The following is a 26,549-nucleotide window of genomic DNA, read 5'->3' on the forward strand; positions in this document are numbered from 1 at the left end:
CTTTTCAATAATCCGTCTTTTACGTAAGCAGTCCCGCCAAAAGGCGGGACTGCTTACTATTCACTATTTACTAATTCACTTATCTTGAATCTCTGCCGCCCTATACGTATTATTCATCAACATCGCAATCGTCATGGGGCCAACTCCGCCAGGGACCGGGGTTATGAAGCCAGCGACTTCCTTTGCCTCATCAAAACATACATCACCCACCAGGCGATAGCCGCTCTTCTTCGTTGCATCAGGCTTTGAGTTAATGCCCACGTCAATGATAGCGGCGCCAGGCTTGATCCAATCACCGCGCACGAATTCGGTCTTTCCAATCGCGGCGATCAAAATATCAGCCTGCCTGACCGTGCCAGCGATGTCCTTCGTGCGTGAATGGCAAACTGTCACGGTGGCATTCTTGCCGATCAATAACAAGGCAGCGGGCATGCCCACGATATTCGAGCGGCCCAATACTACTGCATTTGCACCTTCAATTTTTACACCCGCTTTTTCGAGCAGATAAATACATCCATATGGAGTGCATGGCACAAACAATGGCTCACGTCCTTTTTGCGCCAAACGACCAATATTCAATGGGGAGAAACCATCCACGTCTTTTTCGATGCTGATCAGTTGAAGTACGCGCTCTTCATTCAGATGATCAGGCAGGGGCAATTGAACGAGAATGCCGTTCACTGATTTATCTGCATTCAGGCTTGTGATTACTTTTTCCAAGTCCTCCTGTGAAATATCGGCGGGCAGGTGATGGCTGACAGACCCCATGCCCAACTCTTCGCAAGCTTTACCTTTTGCTCTCACATAGGTCGCAGAGTCCACGCGCTCGCCAACCAGCACGGTTGCCAGTGTTGGCTTGGGCTTGCCCGCTGCCACGCGTTTCGTAACATTTGCCGCAACTTCGTCACGCACCTGTTGAGCGATCAACTTACCGTCAATTAACTGAGCCGTCATATTTTGCTCCTTTGAACAGTGATTTACGCACGGAAATTATACAATTACTCCCCCCAATCCAAATAGTGACATTCGTAACTTACGGTTTACGAATTATGCCTTTCAACTTTTCCCCATCCAAATCGACCAACTCCACTGAATCCACTTCATTCCAACGCGGAGAGGGGGCTGTTGCACTCACGCGTAGATAATTTCCCGTCCAGCCTTCCATGCGCCAACCGTATTCACCATATTCGGTAGTGGACTCCCACAACACGGACATCGTCTGCCCGACAAATTTTTGCCGATAGGATTTTGCCGACTCTTCAATCGCTCCCTGCAGGATATGATTCCGCTTCTTTCTTAACTCGGGCCTGACCTGCCCCTTCATCCTTGCCGCCCCTGTGCCGGGACGCGGCGAATACGAAAAGACGTGCCCACCTGTAAATTTGATCTCTTTTACGAAATCAAGTGTCTCAGCGAATTCTTCTTCTGTCTCACCGGGGAAACCTGCGATAATGTCTGTTGTGATCGCAACTTCAGGCATAACGTTTCTTGCGGCATTGACCAACTCACGGAAGGAGTCGGGCGTGGTCTTGCGCGCCATCCGTCTCAGCGTGGATTCACTGCCAGATTGTAGAGGCAGGTGAAGGTGAGGCATGAGGCGCTTATCATCCCAAAGAGAAAAGAAACTTGCGTCCAAATCCCAAGGCTCGAGAGATGAAAGTCTTAATCGCTTTACATCCGTTTCACACAAAATGGCTTTGACCAAATCTCGCAGGTGATAATTCAACTCTTGCCCCCATGACCCAAGATGCACACCCGTTAAAACGATTTCTTTTGAATCACCCGCAAGCGCGGAGTTAATATCCGCGGTCACATCTGCAAGCGGACGTGACCGACTTTCGCCGCGAGCGACAGTGGTAATGCAGAAGGTGCATTTGTTATCGCAGCCATCCTGCACCTTGATGAAGGCGCGCGTGCGACGATGCAAGCCAGGGATGGGTGTGCGATCAATGGGTTCGAGATCGAATGTGGAGCGTTCTACGTTTAGCGCATCGGCAACGAGAAAATCTTTATCAAGGTTTGGCACAACTCGCAAAACATTTGGAAGCGCAGCGGCCTCCTTTGGTTGAAGAGTCGTCCAGCAACCCGTGGCGATAATTTCATCCACACCTGCGCGGGCAATGTTGCGAATCTTGCTGCGCGAATCGGAAGCGGCTTGTGTGGTGACAGCGCAGGTATTAACTACAGCCATGTGTGCATGTTCAGCGGAGGCAACGATCTCATGCCCAGCCATGCGGAACTGGCGTGCCATGCTTTCAATTTCGCTTTGGTTGAGTCTACAACCGATAGTGTCGAGGAAAATTTTCATAATTGTCATTTCATGTCATTCCCCATGCGGGGACGATGTGCGAGGAGGCGTTCGTACCGACGAAGCAATCCCCCATTACTATGGGGTTGCTTCGGGCTATCGCCTTCGCAACGACATGTTATTATGGCTGTAACACCACAAAATTATCGAACACAATATCCACGCCGGGTGTGCTGAAGGTGCCAGCCAAAATACCAACATCACCTGTGGTGAGGGTGGAATCCTGAGCTTGTGCCAGTTGAAAACCGTTCACAAAAAATGTGAGGGTGTTCCCTGCGCAATCACCGCGCAGATGATTAACGGCAAGCCCTTTATTGATATGCTCTGAGGATTGCATTTCGCTTTGGCCAAGCAGGATGGCCTGTCCACCTGAATATACGCCCATGCCATAAAAGCCATCACTGGAGATGATGAAGAAATAATAATCTGTACCATTGAAACGACATACCAAACCAATGCGATTTTCATCAGGACCTGCAAGCTTGCCGGTATCTACTTCGATACGAACATCTGAAAAATTTTGGTGTGGGGTTGTCCAAAAATTGGTTTGAAGCGCGTTGACCAGGATGCGATAACCGCCTGCGTCATAATCCATGATGCCTTCGTTGACCAGCGTACGATCCCAGCCTGAGTTGGCGCGAGAAAAATCATCCTGAAACAGCACACTACCCGGTGCTCCAATAGCCGCCTGCGGAGTCGGGAGGATGGTCGATGTGGAACAAGCCAGGGATAGAACAAGCAATAACAAAATGATTAATTTAGCGCGGTTCATGGATGTGATTTTATCATGAGGGGTTACGGAAAATACTGTCCTAACAATTGTTCTGCGGTCTCGCGATACGAACCGTTTGTATCTGAATCACGCACAAAGGTTAATAGGTTGAACGCAGCGGCACGATTGCCTTGTGCGAGGTGAGTCATGGCAAGGTGGATGTATGCGGGGAAATGATCTGGGAAACGCGTGATCACATTTGATAAGGTTTGTTCCGCACTGGCATATCTGCCAGACGAGAGGTAAGACCAGCCCAATGCATCCAATGCAAAGGGGTCATCTGGCGCAAGCCTGACAGCCTGCTGCGCGGCGGGCAAACCAACCTCTTCCACTTGCACTCCGTTATCAGCACAAAAAACCGCCAGCAAACGCCAATACGTTGCTTCGTTTGGCGCAAGTTCTGTTGCATGTTGATAAGCCGTCTGCGCGGCGGCGAGATCGCCAAGTTTGAAATAAGCATCGCCAAGAGAAGCCTGCCAGGCAGGGTTGGTCGGGTCGTATCTTGCGGCAAGCAAATACTCCGCAAGCATTTGTTCATATTTACCCTGACGATTCCAATATAGTGCACGCAAAGCACGGACGATGGGAGACATATGATCTATAGACAATGCCCGGTCAAGCTCCACGCCTCCATTCTGACCGATCTGCTGTTTCGCTTCGCCAAGCCATGCCCAAGCCTCAGCATTCTCTGCGTTAATTTGAGTCGCTTTCTCAAACGCGGCGATGGCAAGTTCCCATTCTTGGACGAGGCCGAGGGCACGTCCAACTGTCAGCATTTGCTGTGAGGCATCGGGTTGTGTGGCAGATAAGCTCAAAGCGGCACGTAAGGTCTGCACAGCCGAGTCAACTTCGGGATTAAGTGAAGAGGCTAGTGTCAATTCAGAGAGTGCCTGTTCAGGTGCAGGGAATGTCAATAAAAGGCCTAGTCGATAATGAGCGTAGGCATCGCTTACATCGAACCGAAGTTGATTCTGGAGCGCATCACTTTCTGCACCCCAATTTTTTTGTTCGCGATAAATGAAGGCGAGACCTGCGTATAAATTGGCCGATTCGTGGAATTGCAGTCCCTGCTGATAGGCCATCAAAGCAGATGGAAGATCATCTGTGTTGATGTATGAACTTCCCAGCGCAACCCAACCCTGCTCTGAAAGTTTGGGGGCGCGGTTAAGATAGTTGATCGCATCCAAATAATTTCCGCCAGCAAACGCGGAGATACCGGCCTTCTCCCAAAGGTCAGAGCGCCAAGGTAGAAGGCGTGCAGCCTGGCGATATTGGTCTGTGGCTTCTGAATAATTTTGCGCGGCAAAGTCAGCATCCGCCTGTTGGATGGTGGAATACCCTGAAAAAAGTATGGGCAAAAGAATCGCGGCAAGTAAGGTGATAACTGCAAGCGGGAAGAACCATTTTTTGTTATACATCGCAGCCGCAATTATATAATACCCACGGTCACAAATTGTGCTTTCCACCTTCAGAAAAAGCGCAATTTGTGACCGAGTGCGGTATACGTGTATGTGCCATATTTTTTTGAACTGGCAGTATAATCATGACTGCATGAATGCATTTACCACTTTAATTCTTACACAACTAACCGTCCCACCGGGGGATTTGATCTACTACATCGTTCTGGTATTCGCTGTGGCAAGCGCGCTTCAATCGGCATTTAACCATTGGCGGGCAACTGAATTCCCGCAAGCCAGGCGCGCTTTTATGGGGCTTGGAATTCTACTTGCTGCGCAAATCGTCATGTTCCTATTCAGCGGGCTGGGCTGGCAACAGATCATCGACCCGAAGACGGTCCTGCCGCCCATGGATCGCGCCTTCATTATGTTTGGCATTATTTGGATCACCTGGCTATATGCTTTCCCAGAACCCAACCGTGTGGCAGATGCAGTGGCGACCTTATTGAGCCTATTTGTGGTGACCGCCTTGGGATTAAGCCTGCTCACCTGGCAGCCTCAGATCGCGTTTCTCAGCTACAACCAGACAGTTGACGATTGGTTCTGGCAGATTGGCTCCTTATTCCTGGCAGTGCTCGGCATGGCAACATTGTTCATCCGTAGGCCAGATGGGATGTGGTACGGCATCACCCTGCTGTTTTTGGGGTTTTTAGGTCACACAGGCCATTTACTCTTCCAAATGGATGGCAATTACTCAGGCATTGTGCGGCTTGCCTACATGGCGGCCTACCCGATCTTGCTAACCTTGCCCCAGCGTTTTGCCATCGTCTCCGGGACGGCTTCCCCCCCACGACCTACTACGCTAAAACAAGATGCCGGGCTTCCAGAACGCAGGCGTTATAGCACCGACCCGAAGACCTTCCATGCCATGCTGGCGCTGGCGGCGGAATCAAACCCAACCAAAGTGAGCCAGGCCATCACCCGTGCCATAGCACAGACCATGCTCTCTGACCTGTGCTTCATGATCTATCTAACTGATAACAATAGCCAGATGATCATTGCTGGCGGATATGACTTGATCCGCGAGGACAGCCTGGAAGGTGGCTCATTAAATAAATCATCCATTCCCATGCTGGCAAATTCGCTGCAGCGCGGGCGTCCATTGCGAATGCCTGCCAGCAGTACATCCGCTGATATTAAGGGATTGGGCGATATTCTCGGCTTAACCAACCCCGGTCATTTATTGAGCGTTCCCATCCTCACCCCGGAAAAAGAATCACTAGGTGGCGTGCTTTTGCTTTCCCCATATTCCGACCGAACCTGGACTGCGGAAGACCAGGCCTTTCTTTCAAACATAGCCACATCTCTTGTTCCGATCATAAAAAGAAGCCAGAAATTAACGAAACTGGAAACACAAAGCGACCAGGCACGCGCACAAGTAACAGAGTTGGAAAACCGCGTGCAGGAACTTAACAAACAATTGGAGAAGTTCCGTGCAGATGCGGAAAAAAGCGGCTCGGTGGAAATGTCTTCGCTGCTTGTTGCACAGGAAGATTCGCAGCGTATCATCGAACAGTTACAGATTGAGAATGCAGAATTACGTTCAGGGAAAAACCTATCTTCTTCATCATCGCCATTACAGGTGGAGAACGAATTAAAGACAACCTTGCAGGAATTGGCGCATTTACAAAACCAACTCGCTGAAGCCAACATGAAAGCGCACGAGATGGAAAAAGGCCATGTGGCAATGAAGAGCACGGAACAGGCCGAGGTGATCGCATCTATTTCACAGGAATTACGCCAGCCATTATCTTCCATCGTTGGATATACCGACTTACTACTGGGTGAATCAGTGGGAATTCTCGGCGCATTGCAAAGGAAGTTCGTGGAACGCATCAAGGCTTCCACGGAACGCATCCGCAGCCTCACAGATGACATGATCCAAATCACCACACTCGCAACCGAGCTGAACGATCTCAAGCCCGAATCTGTGGATTTGAACCTGATCATTGATAATGCCATGTCCTATACCAGCACACAGGTGCGCGAGAAAAATATTTCCATGCACCTTGAACTCCCAAAGACGCTCGCACCTATTCAAGCAGACCGTGAAGCGTTGCAACAGATATTGATTCATTTGCTGCAAAATGCAGGGGCGGCAACTCCCTTCGAAGGCACGATCAGGCTCAAGGTCCAGACGCGAACCGAAAACGGTTTGGAATTTATCCTGATCCAGGTGGCGGATAGCGGCGGCGGCATTGCGTCCAGTGATATGCAGCGCGTCTTCACCCGTTTATATCGCGCAGACAATGTGCTCATCCAGGGTGTGGGTGATACCGGCGTGGGGCTCTCAATTGCCAAGACTCTGACAGAGGCACAGCATGGTCGGATTTGGGTGGAAAGTGAGCAAGGGATCGGCTCTACATTCAGCGTACTCCTGCCGCTGGCCGGCGAGACAGTATCTGACAAGAAAAATAAAAAAGGAAAGAAGTAATGCGTGGGTTGCGCGATTTTGGGAACGCGTTGATCGTGGCGCTGCTCTCAATTGGATTAATGATTGGGGCGTTATCAATTTCGCTGGTAGAGTTCCTGCCTGAAGCAGCACCTACATCCACTGATTCTTTGTTGCCATCGCCTGCGCCGCTTACCCCTACATCCACATTGCCGCCGACATCAACCTCCCTGCCGGGATTCCCCACTTCTATACTTACAGCCACACCCACATTTACGAATATCGTCATGCCAAGTTCGTGTCAGCCGCCCACAGGCTGGGGGCAAATTTTTATTCAAGGTAATGATTCACTGGATAGCATAGCCGCTCGTTACCGCATCAGCAAAGATCAATTGAGAATTGCAAACTGCCTGTTGAGCGATAATCTCGTAGCAGGCAGCATCCTGTATGTGCCCCCGGCACCAACCAGCACACATGCGGTTTGTAATCAGGGCGCAGCCGGGTGGGTAAAATCCTACGTTGTAAAACCCGGTGACACTCTCTACGCGATTGCTACAAACCATTACACGTCAGCGAATCTACTAAGAAGTGTGAATTGCAGAATAGGCGACCTTATTTATTCAGGTGAAGTGCTCTGGGTTCCCAATGTTGCCACACGAACGCCATACCCAACTCCGCTGCCGGGTGTTACGACCACGCCTTATCCCACTGACCCATTAACTGAAACGGCGCTGCCTTTTACACCCACCATCATACCCAGCAACACGCCCATCCCCGCCACAGCCACAACCGCTCCAACTTCCACACCTGCGCCGACTCTTACTGCAAGCCCCACGGCTTTCATTCCATAAGAAATTATTTTTGCACATTGCCGCACGGTCAATACCCCATCACCACTCGACACAGTTAAATGAAACCACCTGCCCTTTATTTATTAATAGCCCTTCCTGCTATTTTGTTATCAGCATGTGGAGCAGCAGCAACCGTGCCTGAACAAGCGCTTTTGCCATTTATCCTGATCACATCCGCGCCGAACGCAACCCCAACATCCACCCCATTTCAACCATCCCTTTTCACGCCAACACTGCCTTCGCTTTATTCTTTCGACGTTAATATATCTGGGTCTCAATTGACCCTCCCCTCCGAAACGCCATCACCAACTCCACCGCCTCCAATCGAACCGACAGCTACCATCAGCTTCGATCAACTTTTCCCCACTCAAGCCGCTCCACCTGCACAAGCCGTCAACCCTGCTGCCCTGCCGCCGCTCACCGACAATGAGACTATCAACTTTCTACTGATCGGCTCAGATAAGCGCCCCGGTGCATCCTATCGGACCGACACACTTGTGATTGCTATCATCTGGCCCGAAGAGGGACAAGTCTCATTGATCTCCATTCCACGCGACTTGTGGATTTACATCCCCACGGTTGGCATGCAGCGTATCAACACCGCCTATCAAAGTGGAGAAGTATACGATTACCCCGGCGGCGGAGCGGGACTCTTGAAAGAAACTATTGCATACAATCTCGGTATCCGCATTGACCATACTGCCATGGTTGAGTTTGATGGCTTTCGCCGCATCGTGGACACCCTCGGCGGAGTTGATGTACCCGTCTCGTGCGCTTACACCGACTGGCGTTTGATTGACCCAAGCTACGACCCATACAACGAAAACAATTGGTGGCTTTACACGGTCGGCCCAGGCCAGGTGCACATGGATGGTGACCTCGCACTTTGGTATGCCCGCTCCCGTTTAAAATCCAATGATTTTGATAGGGGCCGCCGTCAGCAGGAAGTTTTGCGTACCATCTTCCAGAAGGCATTGCAAACAGATACTTTTAGCAAAATCCCGCAACTATATAACGACTTCTCCAGCACCGTTATTACAGACCTTGGGCTGGCGGACATGGTTAGCATGGCTCCATATGCTGTCAACTTCACGAACGCAAACATCCGCGGCTATTACATCCGCCCGCCTTACGTTAGTTCATGGATCACACCCGGCGGAGCATCCGTTCTTTTGCCTAGTGAAGCCGAACTCGAACAAATGCTGGTCGAAGCCACTACCCTTTCACCTTTTGCAGTGACCCGCCAATCGATTAATGTTGAAGTTCAAAACGGCGCATACTTCGAGACGCTCGAATCCCTGGCATCTTCGCGCCTTAACTATGCAGGCTATCAAACCACAATCGGGATCGCCGACCATCGTGACTATGCCAACTCTGTTATCGTGGATTTCACGCCCGGGCAGGATGCCACACAAAGGCAATCGCTTATCTCCACCCTTGGCCTGTATTCGGCAAATGTGCTTTCGCTTCCCGACGCAAACAGCCCGGTGCAATATCGCGTTATCCTTGGCGCCGATTATGAACCGTGTTTTCAACCCCAAGATCTCTCCCATTAATGTAGTAACGACTTCAGTAGTTGGCTTAACGACTGAAGTCGTTACTACGATTTTTTAAAAAGCCAGTTGACAACCCTCCCTAGATTCGTTAAACTATACGAAAAGACTATGCGCTACCACGCAAGGATAATCTAATGGCAAAAACTTCTGATTCCGCACATATTACATCCAAGACCATGCTTCCCGCCGCAATCAATGGCTGGGAAATGTTTCTTTACGATCAGGGACGTTCATCCAACACCGTCAAAGCCTTTCTCTCCGATGTGCGCCTGCTCAGTCAATTCACCTTACCCGATCAACACATTGGCGCGATCACAACTGATGACCTCAACCGCTTCTTCACCTGGATGGAAAAGGAACGCGGCATTCCGTGCAGCCCTAAAACCTTGTCACGCCGAATCACATCGGTAAAATCATTCTTCCGCTGGCTGCATCAACACGGCGCATTGACCATTAACCCCGCAGAAAAAGTCTTGCAACGATCTGCCATCAGCCCCATTCCGCAGGTGCTCACAGATGCAGAATATGATGCCGTCTTGCTCGCCGCAGACCGTCACCGCCGAGAGAAGAAGCCAGACGCCCGCCCTTACACACTCGTTTATTTATTGCTCACTACAGCAATCAAGAAAAGTGAATGCCTTGGGATTCACATTAACCACATTGACCTTGATGCAAAAAACGGCCCGCATCTTTTTGTCCGCTATGCCAGCCCTGCCAATCGTTACAAAGAACGAAAAATAGATCTGGAGGAAGATTGGATTATTGCCTACAAGGAATATCTCGTTCAATATCAACCTGTGGATCAGGTCTTCCCATGGTCACCTCGCAGGCTGGAATATTTGCTGGAAGATATAGGCGAAGAGGCTGGCCTCGTCAAACATCTTTCCTTCGATATGTGCCGCTGGACCTGCGCTCTGCGCGATTATCAATCAGGCATCGAGACGGATAAGGTTCGCCAAAAACTCGGCGTTTCCAAAATACAATGGCGGGAACTGTTCATAAAGCTAAAACAACTAAATGGTGAGATGTAATCAAAAATCCCCGTCAAATTTTATTGGTGGGGATTTTCAATTGTGATCTTCTCAGGTGGGCGGGTCATTGAAAAATAAATGATATTGCGCGTGGCATCTGTCAAACGATAGGTGTGGGATGGCCGGTAACCCGGCACCCATACAATTTCATCACCTGCACACAGCAACGGCCAGTGTTCACGCGCGCGATGCGGAACTTTTTCATTGACGAAGAAATCAGAAAGCTTCTGCGAATGACCATCCATACCCAGGGGCGCAAAATAATCACCTGCGCGACGTGCCCGCAATTCAAATTTCTCAGATAACTTCTCCGCATCCAACCAGACCTGGAACTGGTCCTCGTTCCGTTCGGCCTGTTCCCATGCCAAAGCCGGGAGCCGCCAGCGTTCGCAGTTCAACTTCCAGCCGCCAGCCAGGGCCACCTGCCCCGGCGGTGAAATGGTAATGGATGGAGCATCAGGCATTTGGGGCCAGAGGTTGAACGGCAATTCTGCATCGAGGGTGCAGATGTAAATTAACTTCGACTCGCGAAACATGCGCAGCCCTGCTTTTAAGTCTACCCTCGTGGATTGAGCCTCTGAGCTGATCATATTCGTCGCGCGCTCCAGCACTGAGAAGCTGACATCCACGCCGGGGCGCAGAGTCTGCATGGCGTGTTTGACCAGGTTACGTTGGAGTCCGAGCGAACACTTGGAAAGCAGGTCAGAGTCAAAGGTGATGACATCTTCTTCCATTGCAACAACCGTCTCACGCCAGGTAGTATCCAGAGTTTCCATCACAAACGCGTAATCACCTTTCAATGATTGTGACATGCGCAGAATGGCCTCACGGAATTTCGGATTGTAACTTTCCAGGTTGGGTATCAGCAAATGGCGGATGCGGTTGCGCTGAAAATTCAGTGAATCATTGCTTGAATCATAATGCGGGCGCAAACCATTGACAGCACAATATACAACTGTTTCCTCGCGCCAAAGATCCAGCAGCGGGCGGATTACGGGAATTTCAAGATCGAAGGTTTTGATGATGGAACGATAGGACATGCCCTTCAACCCGGCCATCCCACTCCCACGTAAAAAGTGCATCAACACAGTTTCCACTTGATCGTCTGCGGTATGACCCACCGCTACAGCCTGGGCGCCTCGCCGATGCGCGAGCTCAAACAGGAAGCGATAACGTAGGATGCGCGCAGCTTCTTCTATAGACATCTTCTTTTCTTCAGCATAACCGCGAACATCAGCGCCATCGATGATGCAAGCCAGCATAAGTCTTGCAGCGGTCTTCTCGACCATACGCGCATCCAGGCTTGATTCAGGTCGAAGCTGGTGATCGAAATACGCAACCACAAGAGGATAACCCGCCTGACGCAATGTTTCCATGAGGCATAAGCTATCAGGCCCCCCGGAGACACCTACAATAATAGGGCGGTCTTTTACAAGGCCGCATTCGTTCTTTAGGATGTCGTCAATATTTTCTGACATTACAGTAATTTATGTTCAGGCAATTTGATATAACTCAACCAACACTCCGCCCGTAGACTCGGGATGAATGAAAGCATATTTTTTTCCATCTGCCGCGGTGCGCGGTTCTTCGTTTATGAGGCGAATGCTTTTTGCTTTTAAGTGCGTCATCATCCCCATAATGTCATCCACCTCAAGGCAGATGTGATGCATACCCGGCCCGCGTTTGGCTAGATATTTGGCAATACCAGAATCATCTGTCGTGGGCCGCACCAATTCCACTTCAGCGCCCGCGATAGGCAAAAATGCGACCTGTGATTTTTCGGCAGGGACATCACGCAGTTCATGAAGTTCGATCCCTAATGCGTCCCGCCAAAATGTAAGAGACTTTTCCATATCATCCACTACAACGGCAATGTGATTGATGGCTGTGATCTTGGGCATGAGTTCTCCGTCGGTAGCTTGAAATTTGTGCTTTGATTTTACTCCAGTATTTTAATTGCAATAGGCAGGGCTAATTTCGCCCACTCGGCATACATTTTACCTGAAGGGTGCAGCCCGTCACCAGCAATCAAAGCAGGATCGTTTACAGCTTCGCGTGAAACGGGAGTGACATCCACATAATAAACACCTGCTTTTTGGGATTCCTCCAGGTTGGCCAAATTGAACGCATCAATATCGTTTGCGATCTTTTCGCGATCACTGCCTGAGGCAAATGGCGTAACGCCCCAATCTGGTATGGATAACACGAATACATTTTCAGCATTCCCACCTGCATACTCAATCACCTTCTCCAGCAAAAATCGGAATTCATCATGATATTCGTTTATGTCATATCCGCGATATTGATTGTTGACTCCGATCAAAAGAGACACCATATCATACGGCCCCTGTGGGCTGGCTTGCTGAATTCCCTGCCAGAGTTCGCTAGTCGTCCAACCTGTGCGGGCAATGATGGTCACGTCCACGTTGCGCTCATTTTGGATAAGCGCTGCCAATTGATTAGGCCAGCGTTCATTTTCGGGAACGCTTTCTCCTATCGTATACGAATCACCCAATGCAAGATAACGAATCGACTGATTTGATGAAGCAGTTGCAGCCACGGGGCCTCCACAAGAAATTAGAAATAGTAAAATGAGATGGATGAAAAGTATTCTTGAATTCCACATATTTTTAATTTTAATCCATACATAGAAATTTAAGCCCGTGAAAAGGAAAGAATGTCATTTTCAACTCTTTGGTTTAGCTCGGGTCTTCTAATCCTCAGTCTCATGGCACTACTCTGGCTGCTAAGCCTCGCCCTCAAAAACTCCAGCATCGTGGATATTTTCTGGGGCACGGGCTTTGTCATCACTTTCTGGTTTGGCTCATTGCTCCTATCCTCTGAAATGACCACACGGATTATTTTGCTTGGGGTCATGATCACCATTTGGGGATTGCGCCTATCTATTCATATTTATCGGCGCAATCATGGGCGGCCCGAAGACTTCCGCTATGCCGCATGGCGAAGGGAGGCAGACTCATCCTGGTGGTGGCGCAGTTTCTTCAAAGTATTTTTATTGCAAGGCATATTACTCTGGATCATATCCACACCTCTGCTTGCGACTCAAATCAGAGCCGCCTCCCACCCCATCCTGAACTGGCTCGATTTTTCTGGCGCATTCCTCTGGCTGATAGGCTTCGCCTTCGAGGCCGGCGGAGATTATCAACTCGCGCGCTTCAAAGCCAACCCAGCCAACAAAGGCAGATTACTCACCACAGGGTTTTGGAGTCTCACTCGCCACCCCAATTACTTTGGTGACGCGGCTCAATGGTGGGGTTTCTACCTGATCGCACTGGCAAGCGGCGCATGGTGGACAATATTCAGCCCGATCCTCATGACCTTCCTGCTCATGAAAGTCTCTGGCGTGGCAATGCTTGAAAAAACTCTAAAGGAAACCAAGCCAGGCTATGCTGAATACATCGACCACACCAATTCATTCTTCCCCTGGTTTCCCAAGATGAAGAATAAAGAATAAAAAAGTCGCTGGACACTCTCTTTGAATTGTCCAGCGACTTTTACGAATTACGCATTACGCATTATTTTATTGATCTTCTGGTGCTTCTCTAACTATGTATAACGGCCTGCCTTTAGCTTCATCATAAAGGCGGCCAATATATTCACCGAGTATGCCCAGTGAGATTAACTGCACGCCGCCGAGAAACAGCACTGCGATCAAGGTAGTGGCCTGGCCGAAGAATGCGCCCGAACCTGTGACACGCATATAAACGACGACAGGAATGGCGAGAATGGAAATACCTGCCGAAATAAATCCGAAGTAAGTTGCCACCTGTAAGGGGAAATATGAAAAGCCTGTAATGGCATTCAACGCCAGCTTGAGCATCTTGTTGAACGGGTATTTCGTTACACCTGCCACGCGCGCGGCACGTTTGTATGTAACACCAATTTGCTTGAAACCCACCCACGCAGACATGCCGCGCGGGAAACGGTGGCGTTCTTTCATTTTCTTAAGTACATCCACTACTTTACGATCCATCAGGCGGAAGTCACCCGTATCCACAGGGATCTTTACATCGGTAATGCTGTAGATAATTCTGTAAAACATGGCAGCAGTCATTTTCTTGAACCACGACTCACCCTCGCGCTCGCCGCGAACTGCATAGACCACTTCATATCCTTCTTTCCATTTCTCAGCCAATTCAAGGATCACCTCAGGTGGGTCTTGCAAATCCGCATCGATAATGATGACGGCATCGCCGCGCGCATAGTCCCAACCCGCAGTGATGGCAGGCTGATGCCCAAAGTTGCGGGCAAAGATAATGGGGCGCACGGTCTTATCCGCCTGGGCAAGCTCACGTATCTTTTCAGTGGAGCCATCCGTCGAGCCGTCGTCCACGAGGATGAGCTCCCACGGTTCAGCAGATGAATCCATCACTTCCTTTACCCTGCGATAGAGTTCGGGGAGGTTATCGATTTCGTTATAGATCGGGGCGATAATGGAGTACGTAACTTTCATAAATCTTCATTCCGTATTTCTGGGATGTGTATCTGTTCGGGAGTAGAGTCAACTTCTATTGGGCTAGCAGGCTCAGGGTCAGGTTGTGAAGCGGCGGCAGGCTCATCCCCAAAAGGCGGCAGGCCCAACACGCGATGTCGCAAATATTCAAGGATCACGATCACCGAGGCAAGCAGAGGCACAACCAGCAAAGCACCCATAATCCCTTCCAAAATCGTTGCGATCATGATCGAAATAAATATCAGGGCTTCATTCATATGCAGGCTGCGTCCCATGATATACGGACGCAGAAAGAAGTTTTTCAAATTGATCAGAACAAGATAAACAAGAAAAACGATCCCTGCCACCCATATATTGGAAAGGGGAATCCAATTTGAACCTTCCAGCAGGGCAACTGCCACCGCAAGAGAGGCCGCCAGGAATGGGCCAACATCCGGGATCAATGTAAAAAGACCTGCCAGCACACCCAGCACCAACGCGCCGGGAATGCCCATGATGCTCCATGCAATGGTAAACACAATTCCAACTACAAACATCAAAACGATCTGTCCACGCAGGTAAGCCATCCATACTTCACGCAGGCGGACATACAACTCGCGCATGTCATCCTGATACTGTGAGGGGGCAAGCTCGATCATCCAGGCTCGAATGCGAGGCCATTCGGCCATGAACAAATGCACGCTGACAATGATCACCAAAAACCAAAGGATGCTGACGGAGGTAGTTTCAAGCAAAGCCAGCGCTTCTTCGGGCAAGGGAGTCAACACGGCATCCTGCACATGCGCCAGGCTTTCGCCAAGCTGTTCAAAGTGAAAGATCATTCCACCGAACTGAACCGGGTTAGAAAGAGTCCTACTTATTTCTCGCGAGACCGCGAGCAAATCCTGTGCCACTATTTTTATTTCATCAAAAAAGATCGGCGTCAATGTTGCGGGAACACCCACCAGAAAAATAAGGGCCGAAAAATAAACAATGTTCACAGCCGCCGTACGTGACAACTTTGTTCTCGAACTTAAGTACATAACCGCCGGGCTGATCAAATACGCGACAAATGCCGCAATGATCAAAGCCTTTACTGCTTCACGCGCGTAGATCAAAAATGCCACAAGTGCAGCAAACACAATGATGGCAACTACATATCGAAAAGACAAACTCCAGGTATTGTTGTTGTTCATAGTAATTTCTTTAGCGCCTGCAAAGTAGGTTTAATAACGGGAGCCTGATCAACAGCCTGCATCGCCGCGCGGACATCCTTCAACCCGCTGCCGGTATTCAATATCAGGATGGGATCATCGCTTCCGACCACGCCCGAGCCTGTTGCGTTAACCAGACCAGCATACGCCGCCGCCCCAGCCGGTTCGGCAAAGACGCCCATCCTCCCCAGTTCTGCAATGGACTTGATGATCTCCTCGTCTGAAACTGTTATGTACGTGCCGTTCGTCTCCCTGGCTGCGCGTACCGCACGAACACCGTCACGAGGTAGGTCTACGGAAATACTATCTGCAATTGTCTTGGCAGAGACGGGTTTAATGGTTTCAGTATTTGCATGAAATGCATTTGCAATCGCGGCAGAGCCTTCTGCCTGCACACCGATGATACGCGGCATGTTGGGAATCCAACCCAAGGCCATTAAATCCTTAAAACCCTTATGAATGCCAGAGATGATATTGCCATCTCCCGCCGAAACGAAAATGGTCAGCGGCGAGTGATCGTCCAGCGGACTTTCCTTCTTATGCCATTCACGATGCGCCTCGATCCACCATTCCCAGATCTCGAAGGCGGCGGTCTTCTTTCCCTCCAATGTGAACGGGTTGTAGCCCGTGTTGCGACAATACCAGCCAAATTCCTTAGAAGCTTCAATCGAAAGATCAAAGGCATCGTCGTAAGTGCCATCCACCAAAATTACTTTTGCACCAAAGACCAACAACTGCGCCACCTTCGCCTGCGGAGCAGACTTGGGCGCAAAGATCACAGCCTTCTGCCCCACTGCGGCGGCCATACCAGCCAGTGCCGCGCCTGCATTACCGGTTGAGGCAGTTACTACAATTTCCGAATTCAATTCTTGCGCGCGAGTGACAACCACTGCACTGGCCCTATCTTTAAAGGATGCGGTGGGATTGCGTGACTCATCCTTGAGCCAGAGATGTTTGAGGTTAAGTTTCTCGGCCAATCGTGGCAGGGCAAATACCGGCGTCCAGCCTGCGGCGTGCAATGGAGTGGCGTAACCCTGGGGTTCGTCTACCGGCAGAAGCGGCAGATATCTCCACAGTGAGAAATCAGTCCGAGATTTAATATCTTCTGGCTGGAATTTCTTTTTGATGCTCTCGTAATCAAGAACGACGTCGAGATTGCCGCCATCTTTCGGGCAGGTGTATTCAACCTGCCCTGGAAGGTATTCGGTTCCACAAAGCGAGCATTTGTAGCCAGTGAAATTTTTCATAGCCCCGTAATTTTACTCGATATGAAGTCAGACCTCGGAGTTTTTTGCGAAGCACCCTGCGGGTTGAGAACTCCGATGTCTGAGGACATTCAGGCCCGAGACTCTGGAAGCTTGTTTGCCGCTTTCCAAATATGAAAAGATAATTGTATTCCATCAGCAAAATCAATATACTATGTGAAAACATTTTTCAGACAGTGAGGAATTTTCGATGACCATGCCATCTGCTGAATTCTATCGTTTAGACCCGTTGACTGGGAGCCATAACTTCCTGAGTTTTGTTGAAACGCTTGACCGCATATCGTCGCAGGAGAATAAATCGCAGTTCTCTATTTTGTATACAGACATGAATTACCTAAAGGTGTTGAACGACACAAAAGGACACGCGTATGGCGATACAGTCATCCGCTGGCTGGGCATCGTCCTACAGGAGGAAGCCAATTCGCCCACATATCGTACCGGCGGGGATGAATTCGTGGTGATATTAACCGATGGAATACATGAGGATTACGAAGAATTACTGCATCGGATATTCACCCGACTGAACAGGGAGGGTGAACAATTGGGCATACCTGCTCCTCCTGCAAAAATCGCCTTAATTCACTTCGACACTGATAATCATGTTTCGATCAACGATGTGATGTTTCATCTTGGGGAAACCATACGGGATGTCAAAAAGACCACGGATGGGGCGATTAAGATCTTTCGGGCTCACGATCTGATCAAATCAACTGCAAAGGTGGATGAACAAAGCCCCGACAGCATTGGCCGCTCATGGGAAGTTCTACAATCCATAGCCAACCAATCTATTAACCGCGTCCTGCTCATGGGACGGGTGCTCGATGTTGCGCAAAAGAATTCATACCTTGATTCAATTTCAGGTCTGCCAAACATGCGCGCCGCCCTGCTGAAACTGGAAAAAGAAATCACATCCAAACAACCATTTTCAATCCTGCTGATTGACGGGGACGATCTCCGCCGCTATAACAGCATCAATTATGCCGCCGGAGACGAATTGATCCATAACATGGGTAGTGTCCTCTCTGATCACCTGCGCCCCGGAGATTTTATTGCCCGCTGGCGAACCGGGGACGAATTGATCGTGATCCTGCCAGACACCCCTGGCGAAGGAGCAAAAGTCGTGGGAGAACGATTTTGCACCGCGATCCGGGAGGCATCGAAAGCATGGAAATTCCCAACCAGCATTTCGATAGGAATTGCCACCTACCCGAAGCATGGAGATAATGTGAGCGCACTTGTAGATGTGGCAGAGGTGGCCAACAAGCAGGCAAAGGATGAAGGGAAAGACAGGGCCATCCTTGCTGGGTAATAGGCCTCAACCAAAAAGGACTCTCAGGCTTGAAATCTTGAGAGTCCTTTTGGAATAGGCATATAATGTTGAGTGCAGTAAAGGAGTAGCCATGAACAAATCAAATCGCCGTGTCAAAGGATTGGGTGAAGTGTCCATCCAGGTCAAGGACCTGGACGCGATGCACAAGTTTTACGAAGAAGTAGTGGGACTCGAAGTGCTGAGGCGGGACGAGAGTTTTGTATTCTTCAAAGTCGCCGAAGGCTATGGCGGTCACTCTCAGAATCTCGCACTCTTTGAAGCATCTAACCCAATGTTTCTCGATAACAAGGCTGAACAACTGAATTCACAAGAGTCGACCCTTCATCATATTGCGCTCAATGTAGCGCTTGAAGATTTTGAAACGGAGAAAATGCGACTTGAGGGTTTGGGGCTGAAGGTCAATGCGACTGTACACGAGTGGTTGCATGTCCGCTCGCTGTATTTCTACGATCCTGAGGGGAATCATTTGGAGTTTGTCGCGTATGATGAGACGGTACGGTAGGTAAATAGCATATCCCAATATAAACGGACACTCAGGTTTGAAACCTTGAGAGTCCCTTCTCAGTTTTACATTCCATATTCCGATATTCATCCGATCATCGCAATTGTCGAAAGTCAAAACGAATGAAATCTATTCCAGAGAACTGAAAACCTAACACAAATGTACCTTCAGGTAACAGAAACTGAAGATTATCGGAATTTTCGACTGCATTTGGGTCGCCGCTACTGGATGTATTCGAATATTCAGAAATCGGTTGACATTTCGAGTCGACAATGGAAGTGATCTTGAACAGTTCGCTATCAGGGAAAAAGAGGAACGACAGCGCGGCTATCATTTTTCCGTTCTGGGTAAATTTGATCCCCATCGGGCCCACAAAATCATTGGATGCGAGTTCCTCGCCCGAGAGATAGAAATCTTGAGCGTAAGCTCCCACCTCAATGTTAATCCGTTTTGTTGGATCAATATCGGCAAAATACTGCTTCAGGCAGCTTTCGTCGCCGCTTGTTACAACAGAGGCTAACGGAGTAAGCGATGTGTTCACTACTCCATTTGAATCAACAGATGAGGAAGACGGCGGATTTGTTTGAGCAGGAGGGGTGGGCGTCCTTTGAATCCAAGCAATGATTACAGGGCTGGAGAAGAAGGCAGTCACCAAAGTTCCAACCAGGGCGATCAGCGCCACTGTAATTGCTGGATTAAGTTTTTTGGCAGAGGGATTCTTAACTCGCTTTGACGATTGCTTTGGCATATTTCACACTCCAATCGGCAGAAAGCCTTTTCAAGTTTGGTGAATAATCTAAATTGCATTTTCTTAATGATCGGAATTATAAGCCTTTCCCCGCCTAAATTTTCCTCGCAATCGACCCCTGGTCAACAAGCTAATCAGACCTGACATATCTTGCATGTGCCGCTGTTGACCATAACCCACGCGTGGACAAAGACAAGAGTCCGTCAAGTTCTCCCGAAGACATGTCAGGTCTTAAACAAAAAGGGCTCTCGGGCCAGAAACCTTGAGAGCCTTTTGGATGCAAGGCTTGACGGTAGAATAAAACCAAATGCTTTTATGGTTACGAAATCTTATGCGCGGCTCAGCTCTTCTCTCCAGACCGTGATCTGGTCGCGTCCCGAGCGTTTCGATTCATACAAGGCCACGTCAGCTTTGCCAATTATTTCATCAACGTTTGTGCAATGATGCAATGGATACGATGATATGCCCAATGAAGCAGTCACCTTGATTTCCCGGCTTTCGTAGCGAATAATGGTATTTGCAAGCAAAAGCCTGAATTGCTCGGCCCGTTGAATGGCTACTTCGAGATTTGTTTCTGTTAGAACAAGCAGGAATTCCTCACCCCCATAACGGGAAGCGATATCTGATTTTCGGATATGCACATGTAGTAAATCTGCAACCTCCTTTAGACACGCATCACCAGCCAGATGCCCGTAGGTATCATTAAGCGCTTTGAAGTGGTCAATGTCCATGAGTATGATGCTCAATGGCTGTGATGTGCGTGTGGCGCGGAGAAATTCCCGTTCAAGATTCTCCATCAAATAGCGTCGGTTATACAACCCGGTAAGTGAGTCGCGAATCGCCTGTTCAGTCAGTTGGGCATGGAGCGATTCGATTTCAGCCAACTGCGCCTGCAACCGTTTGCTGAATTGTTTGCGTTCGGTGATGTCATAGAACATTACGATGCGCCCATTGTACTGCCCTGTCTGATCCTTGATCGGCATTACCTGGACTTCAAAGTGTTCGGGCTGTTCATCATACACGTTCACATCGACTTCCTTTTTGTACATCTCTGTGTCCACCTGGGATCGAAAGACCTCTCCGAAGTCAGTAAGAGCCGCTAGGGCTTCCTCCCCGATAATAGAAACGGACACCCGCAGAAGCTGTTGAGCTGCCGGGTTAATATCGACAACGCGGTTTTTTGCATCGAGCACCACTACCCCCATTGGGATGGTTTCCACTAGGGTGGTGCGCGCCAGCGGGAGAATATCCAACCAGCGGTAGCGGAAGATTGCAAAGGCAAAAAGTCCGCTGGAGATTACAAGGGCATTAGGTGTGAAGTCGAATCCCTTGATTGGGCTGATATCCAGAATGTTTGGAATATTCACAATAAAGAGTGTAAGCATGGCGCATAGAATAGCGATGGATTGTTTGCGTTTGATAGGGTTCGCGTTGGAGAAAGAGCGAATCAAATAAAAGTAGGCGATGAGCGAGATGCCCTGCAATGCCACAAAGATGGGAGAGAACAAAACGCCTTCTTTCCATCGAAGAACATCCAACGGGCCTACCCGCTCGACGGTAAGTTCGTTTAACAACAAATTGTGATAAGGGACGGTCCATACAAGTGCAATAAGAATCAACGCCGGGACCATCAATAATGCCAAATGCCAACGTTTGAGCAGGCGGGCAAGTTCGAGATGTTGAAGGACGATCGCCAGCTCGATCAAGGGACCAAAACTGGCGGCGGTGAAGTAGACCTGGGCCCAAACCAATTTCAGCGCCAGGTCGCTGGACGCCATATCCAACCCATATGCTAGCGCCCAAACCGCGCCGAGAATAAAGAACGAGATCAATGGCCATGCGGCCGGTTCGCGTCTGCGTCCCCAAGCGTAAACTGCCATGAGCAGTTGCAACATGGCTGAGAACATGAGGGAGTAAACAACAATTTCGCGCATCGAACAATCTCCTGACTTGAATCACCGCTCCCAGACTTGAAGCAAGCTTCCACATCCTAGCAAAAGACGGACTCACCCTAAGTTGGAGAGTCCGTCTTGATCATATATAGGACCGACAGCGAAAAAAATTATATCATTTCCTCTCCCAAATCTCCCGCGCAATCAACTCCTGATCCACAGGCAGCTTATCAACTCTCACGCCGACCGCGTTATAGATCGCGTTCGTAATGGCGGGCGTGGTTGGGATACTGCATATCTCGCCCACGCCCTTCGCGCCGTAAGGCCCATCAGCGGTAGGATGCTCAACGATAATGGATGTGATCTCTGGCGTGAGCATAATGCCAGGGATGCGATAGCGCGCGAGATGGTCAGTGACCACGTAGCCGTTATCCATGATGAATTCTTCGGTGAGGGCATTGCCGAGTCCCATCATCACGCCGCCTTCGACCTGTCCCTGCAAGCCGAGCGGATTGACCGCCATGCCCACGTCGTTGGCAGAGATGACTTTCAGCACATGCACTTCACCTGTCAGTTTGTTCACTTCCACTTCCGCGGCTTGGACTCCAAAGGAAAAGGCGAAGTGCATATCGCCACCAGTGCCGAGCGGTTGGGTCTTCGGCGCTTCGTATTCGTAGAGGGCGCGTGGCTGTTGTCCCATTGACTTCATTTCTTTGGCCACTTCGGCGTAGGTCATCGAATGTCCGTTGGCGTGGACGATGCCATTTTCAAATCGAATCTGTTCGGGCTTCACATCATACTTTTCAGCCATCGTGGCTGTGATGGCATCGCGTAAGGTTTTTGCGGCATAGCGCGAGGCGTTGCCAGTCACATACGTTTGACGAGAAGCAGTGGTGGGTCCGCCGTTAGGAGTTAAGTCAGTGTCCATCACCAACACTTTTACTTGTTCAGGCGCAACCATCATTTCTTCGGCAACGATCATGCGCATGACGGTGACGAGTCCCTGCCCCATTTCGGCGGAGGAGCTTCGTACTTCGAATGTCCCGTTGTCGTAGAGTTCCACTTCCGCCCCAGCTTTATCGGGCGCGCCGCCACCGAGTCCCGTGTTCTTGTAAGCCGCGGCAAAGCCCCATGAGCGTATCAGGTGCGGCGTGTCAGGTGTCACGCGCGGCTTGAACAATTCCTTCTCAGACAAACCTGACACCTGACACATGGCACTTGAAACCTTATCAATACATTCAACCAAGCCAACCGACTCACGCAGTTCCTGTCCAGTGTTCGTGATGCTCCCAACATGCAGCGCGTTCATGCGACGCAACTCAACGGGTTCGATATTCAATTTCTCGGCAAGCATGTCCATCATCGACTCAACCGCAAACGCCGATTGCGTGACGCCGAATCCACGGAACGCGCCCGCGGGCGGATTGTTGGTGTACATGGCGTAACAATCGGCGCGCACATGTTCGATATCATATGGACCCGCCGAGTGCGTGGTGGCGCGGGTCATCACCTTTTCGCCGAGCGACGCATACGCGCCCGTATCGCCATAGAGTTCCGACTCACACGCCACGATGCGTCCATTTTTTTTCGCGCCGATCTTCACACGAATTTGCGTGGCATGTCGCTTCGGATGCACAAGCAAACTTTCGTGTCGGTCAAACAATAATTTCACGGGGCGCTGCGTCACATGCGCCAGCATCGCCACATGGATCTGCCCCATCACATCTTCCTTGCCGCCAAAGCCGCCGCCCATCAACTGCCCAATAATGCGCACCCGCGACTCATCCCAACCCATCACGCGCGCCACCTGCGTGCGGTCCTGATACGGAATTTGCGAGCCGCAATAAATTTCCATGCGACCATCCGCCAACGGCACACCGATACTACATTCAGGTTCGATGAATGCGTGGTCAGTCGTCGGCGTGTGAAAAGTATGCTCAAGGATCACATCCGCTTCAGCAAAACCTTTCTCCATATCGCCCTTGCGGACCTTGATGTGCTTGAGCAAATTTCCCTTTTCGTGGATCTGCGGGACGCCCTCCTGACGTGCCTGCACTGGATTTGTGATCACAGGTTGGAGGTCGAACTCCGCTTCGATCAAAGCCGACGCCTGCTCGGCAATCTGTTGCGTTTCTGCCGCGATGATCGCGATCGCATCCCCCACGTATCTGACGCGTTCCCCTACGCCGACCATCACGGGCCAATCGTAGATAACCAGTCCATGATTGTGTTCGGCAGGAATATCTTCGGCAGTTAAAACAGCAACTACGCCTTTCAACGCTTTCGCTTTCGATACATCCAACTTCTTCAAAAATCCATGTGGAATCATCGCGCGTTTGGATTTGGCATATAACATGCCATCGAACACAAGGTCATCCGTATAAATCGCGGTGCCGATGACTTTATCAACCCCATCATGACGTGTGTGAGTATGCCCCACCGATTTATGAACGTGAATTGAATTAGGGATCTGCGGCTTCTTGATAGGTTCGCCAGTTCTTAATGACTCTGCCGCCGCGAGAATGGAATTCTCAATAGCAGGATACCCCGCGCAACGACAAAGCGTATCCTTGAGCGCAAAACGAATATCATCGTTGATCGGATTTGGATTCCGTTCTAGTAACGCATAGGCGGTCATAATCTGCCCGGGGATGCAGAATCCGCACTGGACGGCGCCGTGCTCGACGAAGGCTTCCTGTAACGGATGAAGCTTCATCTCTTGATGCACGCGCTGCGCGAGTCCTTCAATGGTGACAATGGTCTTGCCATCTGCGCGCTCGGCGGGATAGACACAAGACATGATCGGCTCACCATCCACAAGGACAGTGCACGCGCCGCATTCGGCTTCATCACATCCGATCTTTGTGCCAGTGAGGCGGAAACGATAACGGAGCAAATCCGATAACGTTTCATTTGGCTTGGCTTCGAGCGTGTGTTGGATGCCATTGACTGTCATAGAGATTTCATTGTTCATATTCATTCACCTATAACTTCTCTTTCTTCAAAAGACTTTCTAAATCCACATTGAAAGCCAATGAAATGAAATCTATCGTTTGCTTTTGATTTCTCAAAGATGCCCTTGCCATTCGAGCAAAAAACAATTTGCTACCCCGAACCCATTTAGCTTCACTTGCGTCGCAACTTGCTTTCCATTCAACTCGAACGGGATATTCGGCTTTTTCAGGGTCACTTGCATTTTCCATCATTCGTTTGCAAACTAAATTTAGCTGGTTTAATCTTTTACCGTTTATTCTAAAATCTTTCGCCATCACTGCTTCTTCAGTTACAACTCCCACCCCTACATACCCTTTCTTACTTAAGTATGCTACAACGACATCACCTTTACGCAATACTTGTGTTTGTTCACCCCATATTTTGCCTTGACCAGCAGAAAGAAAACCATATTTTCTGCAATCAACCCAAGTCCTATGCGGACCTTCACCAACGTTGAAGAAGTAAATACCATTTTGATAATCAAAGCCAGGCAAATTGATATGCATTGTATTGTGAGGGCGAAATTTTTCAGCAAAATGTCCTGAAGACACATTTGTCAAAGTGCGCCCAAGCTTCCAAATCAACGTCTTCTCAATCAAAAAAGCATCATCCTGCGTCAAGTCTTTGGCAATAACTTTGATTATCGGTTTAAGACCTGATTTTTGAATTTGATTTATTCTCTTGGCCTTTTCTGAATCACCTTCATCTCCAAGATGCACATATTTTCTACCCCTAATGCCTTTCCCATAATAGAACTCTTCAAAGTTTCTTGGGTCGATATACACATAAACGTAATAATCAGAATTATTCTTCATGTTTCATCCCAAAACTAGTTTCGCTCTAGTTAGCCAACTCGCTTCCATGCGGACTCAAGTGTATCTTTGAACAACCCACTGACAATATGCCTGCGGTAATCAGCGCTGGCTCTGCGGGCGCTCGTGCGGAATTGGGCTTGGGCGAGCAGGGCTTCGAGCGCGGATTTGAATGTTGTTTCGTTGAGCGATTTGCCCCGTAAAAAGTCTTCGGCTTGTGTGGCGCGGAACGGAGTCCCACCGCCGGGGCCAACAGCGATGCGAATATCTTTAATTGCGTCATTCCCGCGTTCGAGCCAGACGGCGCAATTCAAAATGGGAAGTGCCACGCCTTGCGGACGCATAATCCGTTTGAAACACGAGGCGACTTTGGTTGTAGGGGCTTCACCCCATTGCAATGGAATATAAAAGCCGACAATCAATTCTTCTCCATGTTTGAGGGATGACTTGCCTGGTCCAAGGAATAAATCTCTGAAAGGAACATGACGCGAGCCTGATAATCCTGAAATCCAAACTTCAGCATCGAGGGCAAGCAAGGCAATTGTCCCGTCTGCGGCGGGGAGGGCGTGAGCGACATTGCCTCCGAGAGTGGCCACATTGCGAACTTGTGGGCCCGCGATCAAATCACAGGCTTCGACTAAGGCTTGGGCGTGCGCACCAGTTAGCGGGTCCAGTGCGATGCGGTTGACTGGGACGGAGGCACCGATGAAGAGTTCATCTCCACGCTGCTCGAGCAGAGTCAGCTCTGCAATCGAAGTCACATCAATTAATGTTTGGATAGGAGAATGTCGGCCTTGTTGCAAATCCAATAATAGATCGGTTCCCCCAGCAATTGGCACGAGTGGACGCGGTGCGTGTGCAAAGGCGTCCATCGCTTCGGATAAGGTTTTTGGTCGAATGTAATTCTGCCAAAGGTTCATAGGTGGTGTCCTCTTTCTTAGGACGGCGGCACTTTTCGTTGGTTTTGCCCAA

General features: G+C 49.7%; 22 protein-coding genes. 7 read left to right on the forward strand and 15 right to left on the reverse strand.

The window, feature by feature from the left end:
- Positions 1-75 precede the first annotated feature (75 nt).
- The 4 genes from folD to AC14M5_RS23785 form a co-directional block, all read right to left on the reverse strand.
- Complete coding sequence (gene folD / locus AC14M5_RS23770; protein ID WP_484032211.1) at positions 76-954, reverse strand: bifunctional methylenetetrahydrofolate dehydrogenase/methenyltetrahydrofolate cyclohydrolase FolD; 879 nt, start codon at positions 952-954, stop codon at positions 76-78.
- Positions 955-1,033: 79 nt separating this feature from the next.
- A complete protein-coding gene (gene mtaB / locus AC14M5_RS23775) occupies positions 1,034-2,308 on the reverse strand; it encodes a tRNA (N(6)-L-threonylcarbamoyladenosine(37)-C(2))-methylthiotransferase MtaB (RefSeq protein WP_484032212.1) in 1,275 nt (424 codons plus the stop codon).
- Between the two features lie 121 nt (positions 2,309-2,429).
- Positions 2,430-3,080, reverse strand: a complete 651-nt coding sequence (locus tag AC14M5_RS23780) for a hypothetical protein (RefSeq protein ID WP_484032213.1) — start codon at positions 3,078-3,080, stop codon at positions 2,430-2,432.
- 23 nt (positions 3,081-3,103) lie between these two features.
- Complete coding sequence (locus tag AC14M5_RS23785) at positions 3,104-4,498, reverse strand: tetratricopeptide repeat protein (RefSeq protein WP_484032214.1); 1,395 nt, start codon at positions 4,496-4,498, stop codon at positions 3,104-3,106.
- 133 nt (positions 4,499-4,631) lie between these two features.
- Here AC14M5_RS23785 and AC14M5_RS23790 point away from each other — a divergent pair, with 133 nt between their 5' ends.
- The 4 genes from AC14M5_RS23790 to AC14M5_RS23805 all read left to right on the forward strand — a co-directional run bounded on the left by AC14M5_RS23790 (position 4,632) and on the right by AC14M5_RS23805 (position 10,367).
- Entirely contained in the window at positions 4,632-6,971 is a 2,340-nt protein-coding gene (locus AC14M5_RS23790) for a GAF domain-containing sensor histidine kinase (RefSeq protein ID WP_484032215.1), read from the forward strand.
- Positions 6,971-7,780, forward strand: coding sequence for a LysM peptidoglycan-binding domain-containing protein (locus AC14M5_RS23795; protein WP_484032216.1), 810 nt, complete (start codon positions 6,971-6,973; stop codon positions 7,778-7,780). The genes AC14M5_RS23790 and AC14M5_RS23795 overlap by 1 nt, the downstream gene beginning before the upstream one ends.
- A gap of 59 nt (positions 7,781-7,839) precedes the next feature.
- Positions 7,840-9,336 carry an LCP family protein gene (locus AC14M5_RS23800; RefSeq protein WP_484032217.1) on the forward strand — a complete coding sequence of 499 codons (1,497 nt, stop codon included), beginning with the start codon at positions 7,840-7,842 and terminating at the stop codon, positions 9,334-9,336.
- Positions 9,337-9,470: 134 nt separating this feature from the next.
- Complete coding sequence (locus tag AC14M5_RS23805; RefSeq protein ID WP_484032218.1) at positions 9,471-10,367, forward strand: tyrosine-type recombinase/integrase; 897 nt, start codon at positions 9,471-9,473, stop codon at positions 10,365-10,367.
- A gap of 20 nt (positions 10,368-10,387) precedes the next feature.
- On the opposite strand, the gene tilS is transcribed toward AC14M5_RS23805, so the two are convergent.
- Genes tilS through AC14M5_RS23820 form a run of 3 tightly spaced genes read right to left on the reverse strand, consistent with a single transcriptional unit; the run spans position 10,388 to position 12,927 of the window.
- Positions 10,388-11,845, reverse strand: coding sequence for a tRNA lysidine(34) synthetase TilS (tilS, locus tag AC14M5_RS23810; protein WP_484032219.1), 1,458 nt, complete (start codon positions 11,843-11,845; stop codon positions 10,388-10,390).
- Positions 11,846-11,860: 15 nt separating this feature from the next.
- Positions 11,861-12,268 (reverse strand): methylmalonyl-CoA epimerase, encoded by a 408-nt coding sequence (mce, locus tag AC14M5_RS23815; protein WP_484032220.1) that lies wholly within the window; start codon positions 12,266-12,268, stop codon positions 11,861-11,863.
- Positions 12,269-12,306: 38 nt separating this feature from the next.
- Entirely contained in the window at positions 12,307-12,927 is a 621-nt protein-coding gene (locus tag AC14M5_RS23820; protein ID WP_484032221.1) for an SGNH/GDSL hydrolase family protein, read from the reverse strand.
- 117 nt (positions 12,928-13,044) lie between these two features.
- Here AC14M5_RS23820 and AC14M5_RS23825 point away from each other — a divergent pair, with 117 nt between their 5' ends.
- The gene (locus AC14M5_RS23825; protein ID WP_484032222.1) at positions 13,045-13,842 is read left to right on the forward strand and encodes a DUF1295 domain-containing protein; all 798 of its coding nucleotides are present in this window, start codon (positions 13,045-13,047) and stop codon (positions 13,840-13,842) included.
- 66 nt (positions 13,843-13,908) lie between these two features.
- Here the strand turns inward: AC14M5_RS23825 and AC14M5_RS23830 are convergent, their stop codons facing one another.
- The 3 genes from AC14M5_RS23830 to thrC are packed head-to-tail and all read right to left on the reverse strand — an operon-like array spanning position 13,909 to position 17,281.
- Positions 13,909-14,841 carry a glycosyltransferase family 2 protein gene (locus AC14M5_RS23830; RefSeq protein ID WP_484032223.1) on the reverse strand — a complete coding sequence of 311 codons (933 nt, stop codon included), beginning with the start codon at positions 14,839-14,841 and terminating at the stop codon, positions 13,909-13,911.
- Entirely contained in the window at positions 14,838-16,016 is a 1,179-nt protein-coding gene (locus AC14M5_RS23835) for an AI-2E family transporter (protein ID WP_484032224.1), read from the reverse strand. The genes AC14M5_RS23830 and AC14M5_RS23835 overlap by 4 nt, the downstream gene beginning before the upstream one ends.
- A complete protein-coding gene (gene thrC, locus AC14M5_RS23840) occupies positions 16,013-17,281 on the reverse strand; it encodes a threonine synthase (protein ID WP_484032225.1) in 1,269 nt (422 codons plus the stop codon). Before thrC ends, AC14M5_RS23835 begins: the two co-directional genes overlap by 4 nt.
- 208 nt (positions 17,282-17,489) lie before the next feature.
- Here thrC and AC14M5_RS23845 point away from each other — a divergent pair, with 208 nt between their 5' ends.
- Both AC14M5_RS23845 and AC14M5_RS23850 read left to right on the forward strand, forming a co-directional pair.
- Positions 17,490-18,608 carry a GGDEF domain-containing protein gene (locus AC14M5_RS23845; RefSeq protein WP_484032226.1) on the forward strand — a complete coding sequence of 373 codons (1,119 nt, stop codon included), beginning with the start codon at positions 17,490-17,492 and terminating at the stop codon, positions 18,606-18,608.
- A gap of 91 nt (positions 18,609-18,699) precedes the next feature.
- Positions 18,700-19,131 carry a VOC family protein gene (locus AC14M5_RS23850; protein WP_484032227.1) on the forward strand — a complete coding sequence of 144 codons (432 nt, stop codon included), beginning with the start codon at positions 18,700-18,702 and terminating at the stop codon, positions 19,129-19,131.
- 94 nt (positions 19,132-19,225) lie between these two features.
- On the opposite strand, the gene AC14M5_RS23855 is transcribed toward AC14M5_RS23850, so the two are convergent.
- The 5 genes from AC14M5_RS23855 to AC14M5_RS23875 form a co-directional block, all read right to left on the reverse strand.
- Positions 19,226-19,879 carry a hypothetical protein gene (locus AC14M5_RS23855; protein ID WP_484032228.1) on the reverse strand — a complete coding sequence of 218 codons (654 nt, stop codon included), beginning with the start codon at positions 19,877-19,879 and terminating at the stop codon, positions 19,226-19,228.
- 329 nt (positions 19,880-20,208) lie between these two features.
- Positions 20,209-21,813, reverse strand: coding sequence for a histidine kinase N-terminal 7TM domain-containing diguanylate cyclase (locus tag AC14M5_RS23860; RefSeq protein WP_484032229.1), 1,605 nt, complete (start codon positions 21,811-21,813; stop codon positions 20,209-20,211).
- A 133-nt stretch (positions 21,814-21,946) separates the two neighbouring features.
- A complete protein-coding gene (locus AC14M5_RS23865) occupies positions 21,947-24,745 on the reverse strand; it encodes a molybdopterin-dependent oxidoreductase (RefSeq protein ID WP_484032230.1) in 2,799 nt (932 codons plus the stop codon).
- A 10-nt stretch (positions 24,746-24,755) separates the two neighbouring features.
- Positions 24,756-25,580, reverse strand: a complete 825-nt coding sequence (locus AC14M5_RS23870; protein ID WP_484032231.1) for an LEM-3-like GIY-YIG domain-containing protein — start codon at positions 25,578-25,580, stop codon at positions 24,756-24,758.
- 29 nt (positions 25,581-25,609) lie between these two features.
- Complete coding sequence (locus AC14M5_RS23875) at positions 25,610-26,497, reverse strand: FAD binding domain-containing protein (protein WP_484032232.1); 888 nt, start codon at positions 26,495-26,497, stop codon at positions 25,610-25,612.
- Positions 26,498-26,549 lie beyond the last annotated feature (52 nt).

The sequence above is a fragment of the Candidatus Villigracilis sp. genome (genome assembly GCF_057083605.1).

Bases quoted from the DNA above. Each gene is read 5' to 3' on its own strand.
- AC14M5_RS23865 (WP_484032230.1), bottom strand. From the start codon at position 24,745: ATGAACAATGAAATCTCTATGACAGTCAATGGCATCCAACACACGCTC.
- AC14M5_RS23860 (WP_484032229.1), bottom strand. From the start codon at position 21,813: ATGCGCGAAATTGTTGTTTACTCCCTCATGTTCTCAGCCATGTTGCAA.
- AC14M5_RS23845 (WP_484032226.1), top strand. From the start codon at position 17,490: ATGACCATGCCATCTGCTGAATTCTATCGTTTAGACCCGTTGACTGGG.
- AC14M5_RS23850 (WP_484032227.1), top strand. From the start codon at position 18,700: ATGAACAAATCAAATCGCCGTGTCAAAGGATTGGGTGAAGTGTCCATC.
- AC14M5_RS23830 (WP_484032223.1), bottom strand. From the start codon at position 14,841: ATGAAAGTTACGTACTCCATTATCGCCCCGATCTATAACGAAATCGAT.
- AC14M5_RS23800 (WP_484032217.1), top strand. From the start codon at position 7,840: ATGAAACCACCTGCCCTTTATTTATTAATAGCCCTTCCTGCTATTTTG.
- tilS (WP_484032219.1), bottom strand. From the start codon at position 11,845: ATGTCAGAAAATATTGACGACATCCTAAAGAACGAATGCGGCCTTGTA.
- AC14M5_RS23875 (WP_484032232.1), bottom strand. From the start codon at position 26,497: ATGAACCTTTGGCAGAATTACATTCGACCAAAAACCTTATCCGAAGCG.
- AC14M5_RS23825 (WP_484032222.1), top strand. From the start codon at position 13,045: ATGTCATTTTCAACTCTTTGGTTTAGCTCGGGTCTTCTAATCCTCAGT.
- thrC (WP_484032225.1), bottom strand. From the start codon at position 17,281: ATGAAAAATTTCACTGGCTACAAATGCTCGCTTTGTGGAACCGAATAC.
- AC14M5_RS23870 (WP_484032231.1), bottom strand. From the start codon at position 25,580: ATGAAGAATAATTCTGATTATTACGTTTATGTGTATATCGACCCAAGA.
- mce (WP_484032220.1), bottom strand. From the start codon at position 12,268: ATGCCCAAGATCACAGCCATCAATCACATTGCCGTTGTAGTGGATGAT.
- folD (WP_484032211.1), bottom strand. From the start codon at position 954: ATGACGGCTCAGTTAATTGACGGTAAGTTGATCGCTCAACAGGTGCGT.
- AC14M5_RS23835 (WP_484032224.1), bottom strand. From the start codon at position 16,016: ATGAACAACAACAATACCTGGAGTTTGTCTTTTCGATATGTAGTTGCC.
- AC14M5_RS23780 (WP_484032213.1), bottom strand. From the start codon at position 3,080: ATGAACCGCGCTAAATTAATCATTTTGTTATTGCTTGTTCTATCCCTG.
- mtaB (WP_484032212.1), bottom strand. From the start codon at position 2,308: ATGAAAATTTTCCTCGACACTATCGGTTGTAGACTCAACCAAAGCGAA.
- AC14M5_RS23855 (WP_484032228.1), bottom strand. From the start codon at position 19,879: ATGCCAAAGCAATCGTCAAAGCGAGTTAAGAATCCCTCTGCCAAAAAA.
- AC14M5_RS23790 (WP_484032215.1), top strand. From the start codon at position 4,632: ATGAATGCATTTACCACTTTAATTCTTACACAACTAACCGTCCCACCG.
- AC14M5_RS23785 (WP_484032214.1), bottom strand. From the start codon at position 4,498: ATGTATAACAAAAAATGGTTCTTCCCGCTTGCAGTTATCACCTTACTT.
- AC14M5_RS23795 (WP_484032216.1), top strand. From the start codon at position 6,971: ATGCGTGGGTTGCGCGATTTTGGGAACGCGTTGATCGTGGCGCTGCTC.
- AC14M5_RS23805 (WP_484032218.1), top strand. From the start codon at position 9,471: ATGGCAAAAACTTCTGATTCCGCACATATTACATCCAAGACCATGCTT.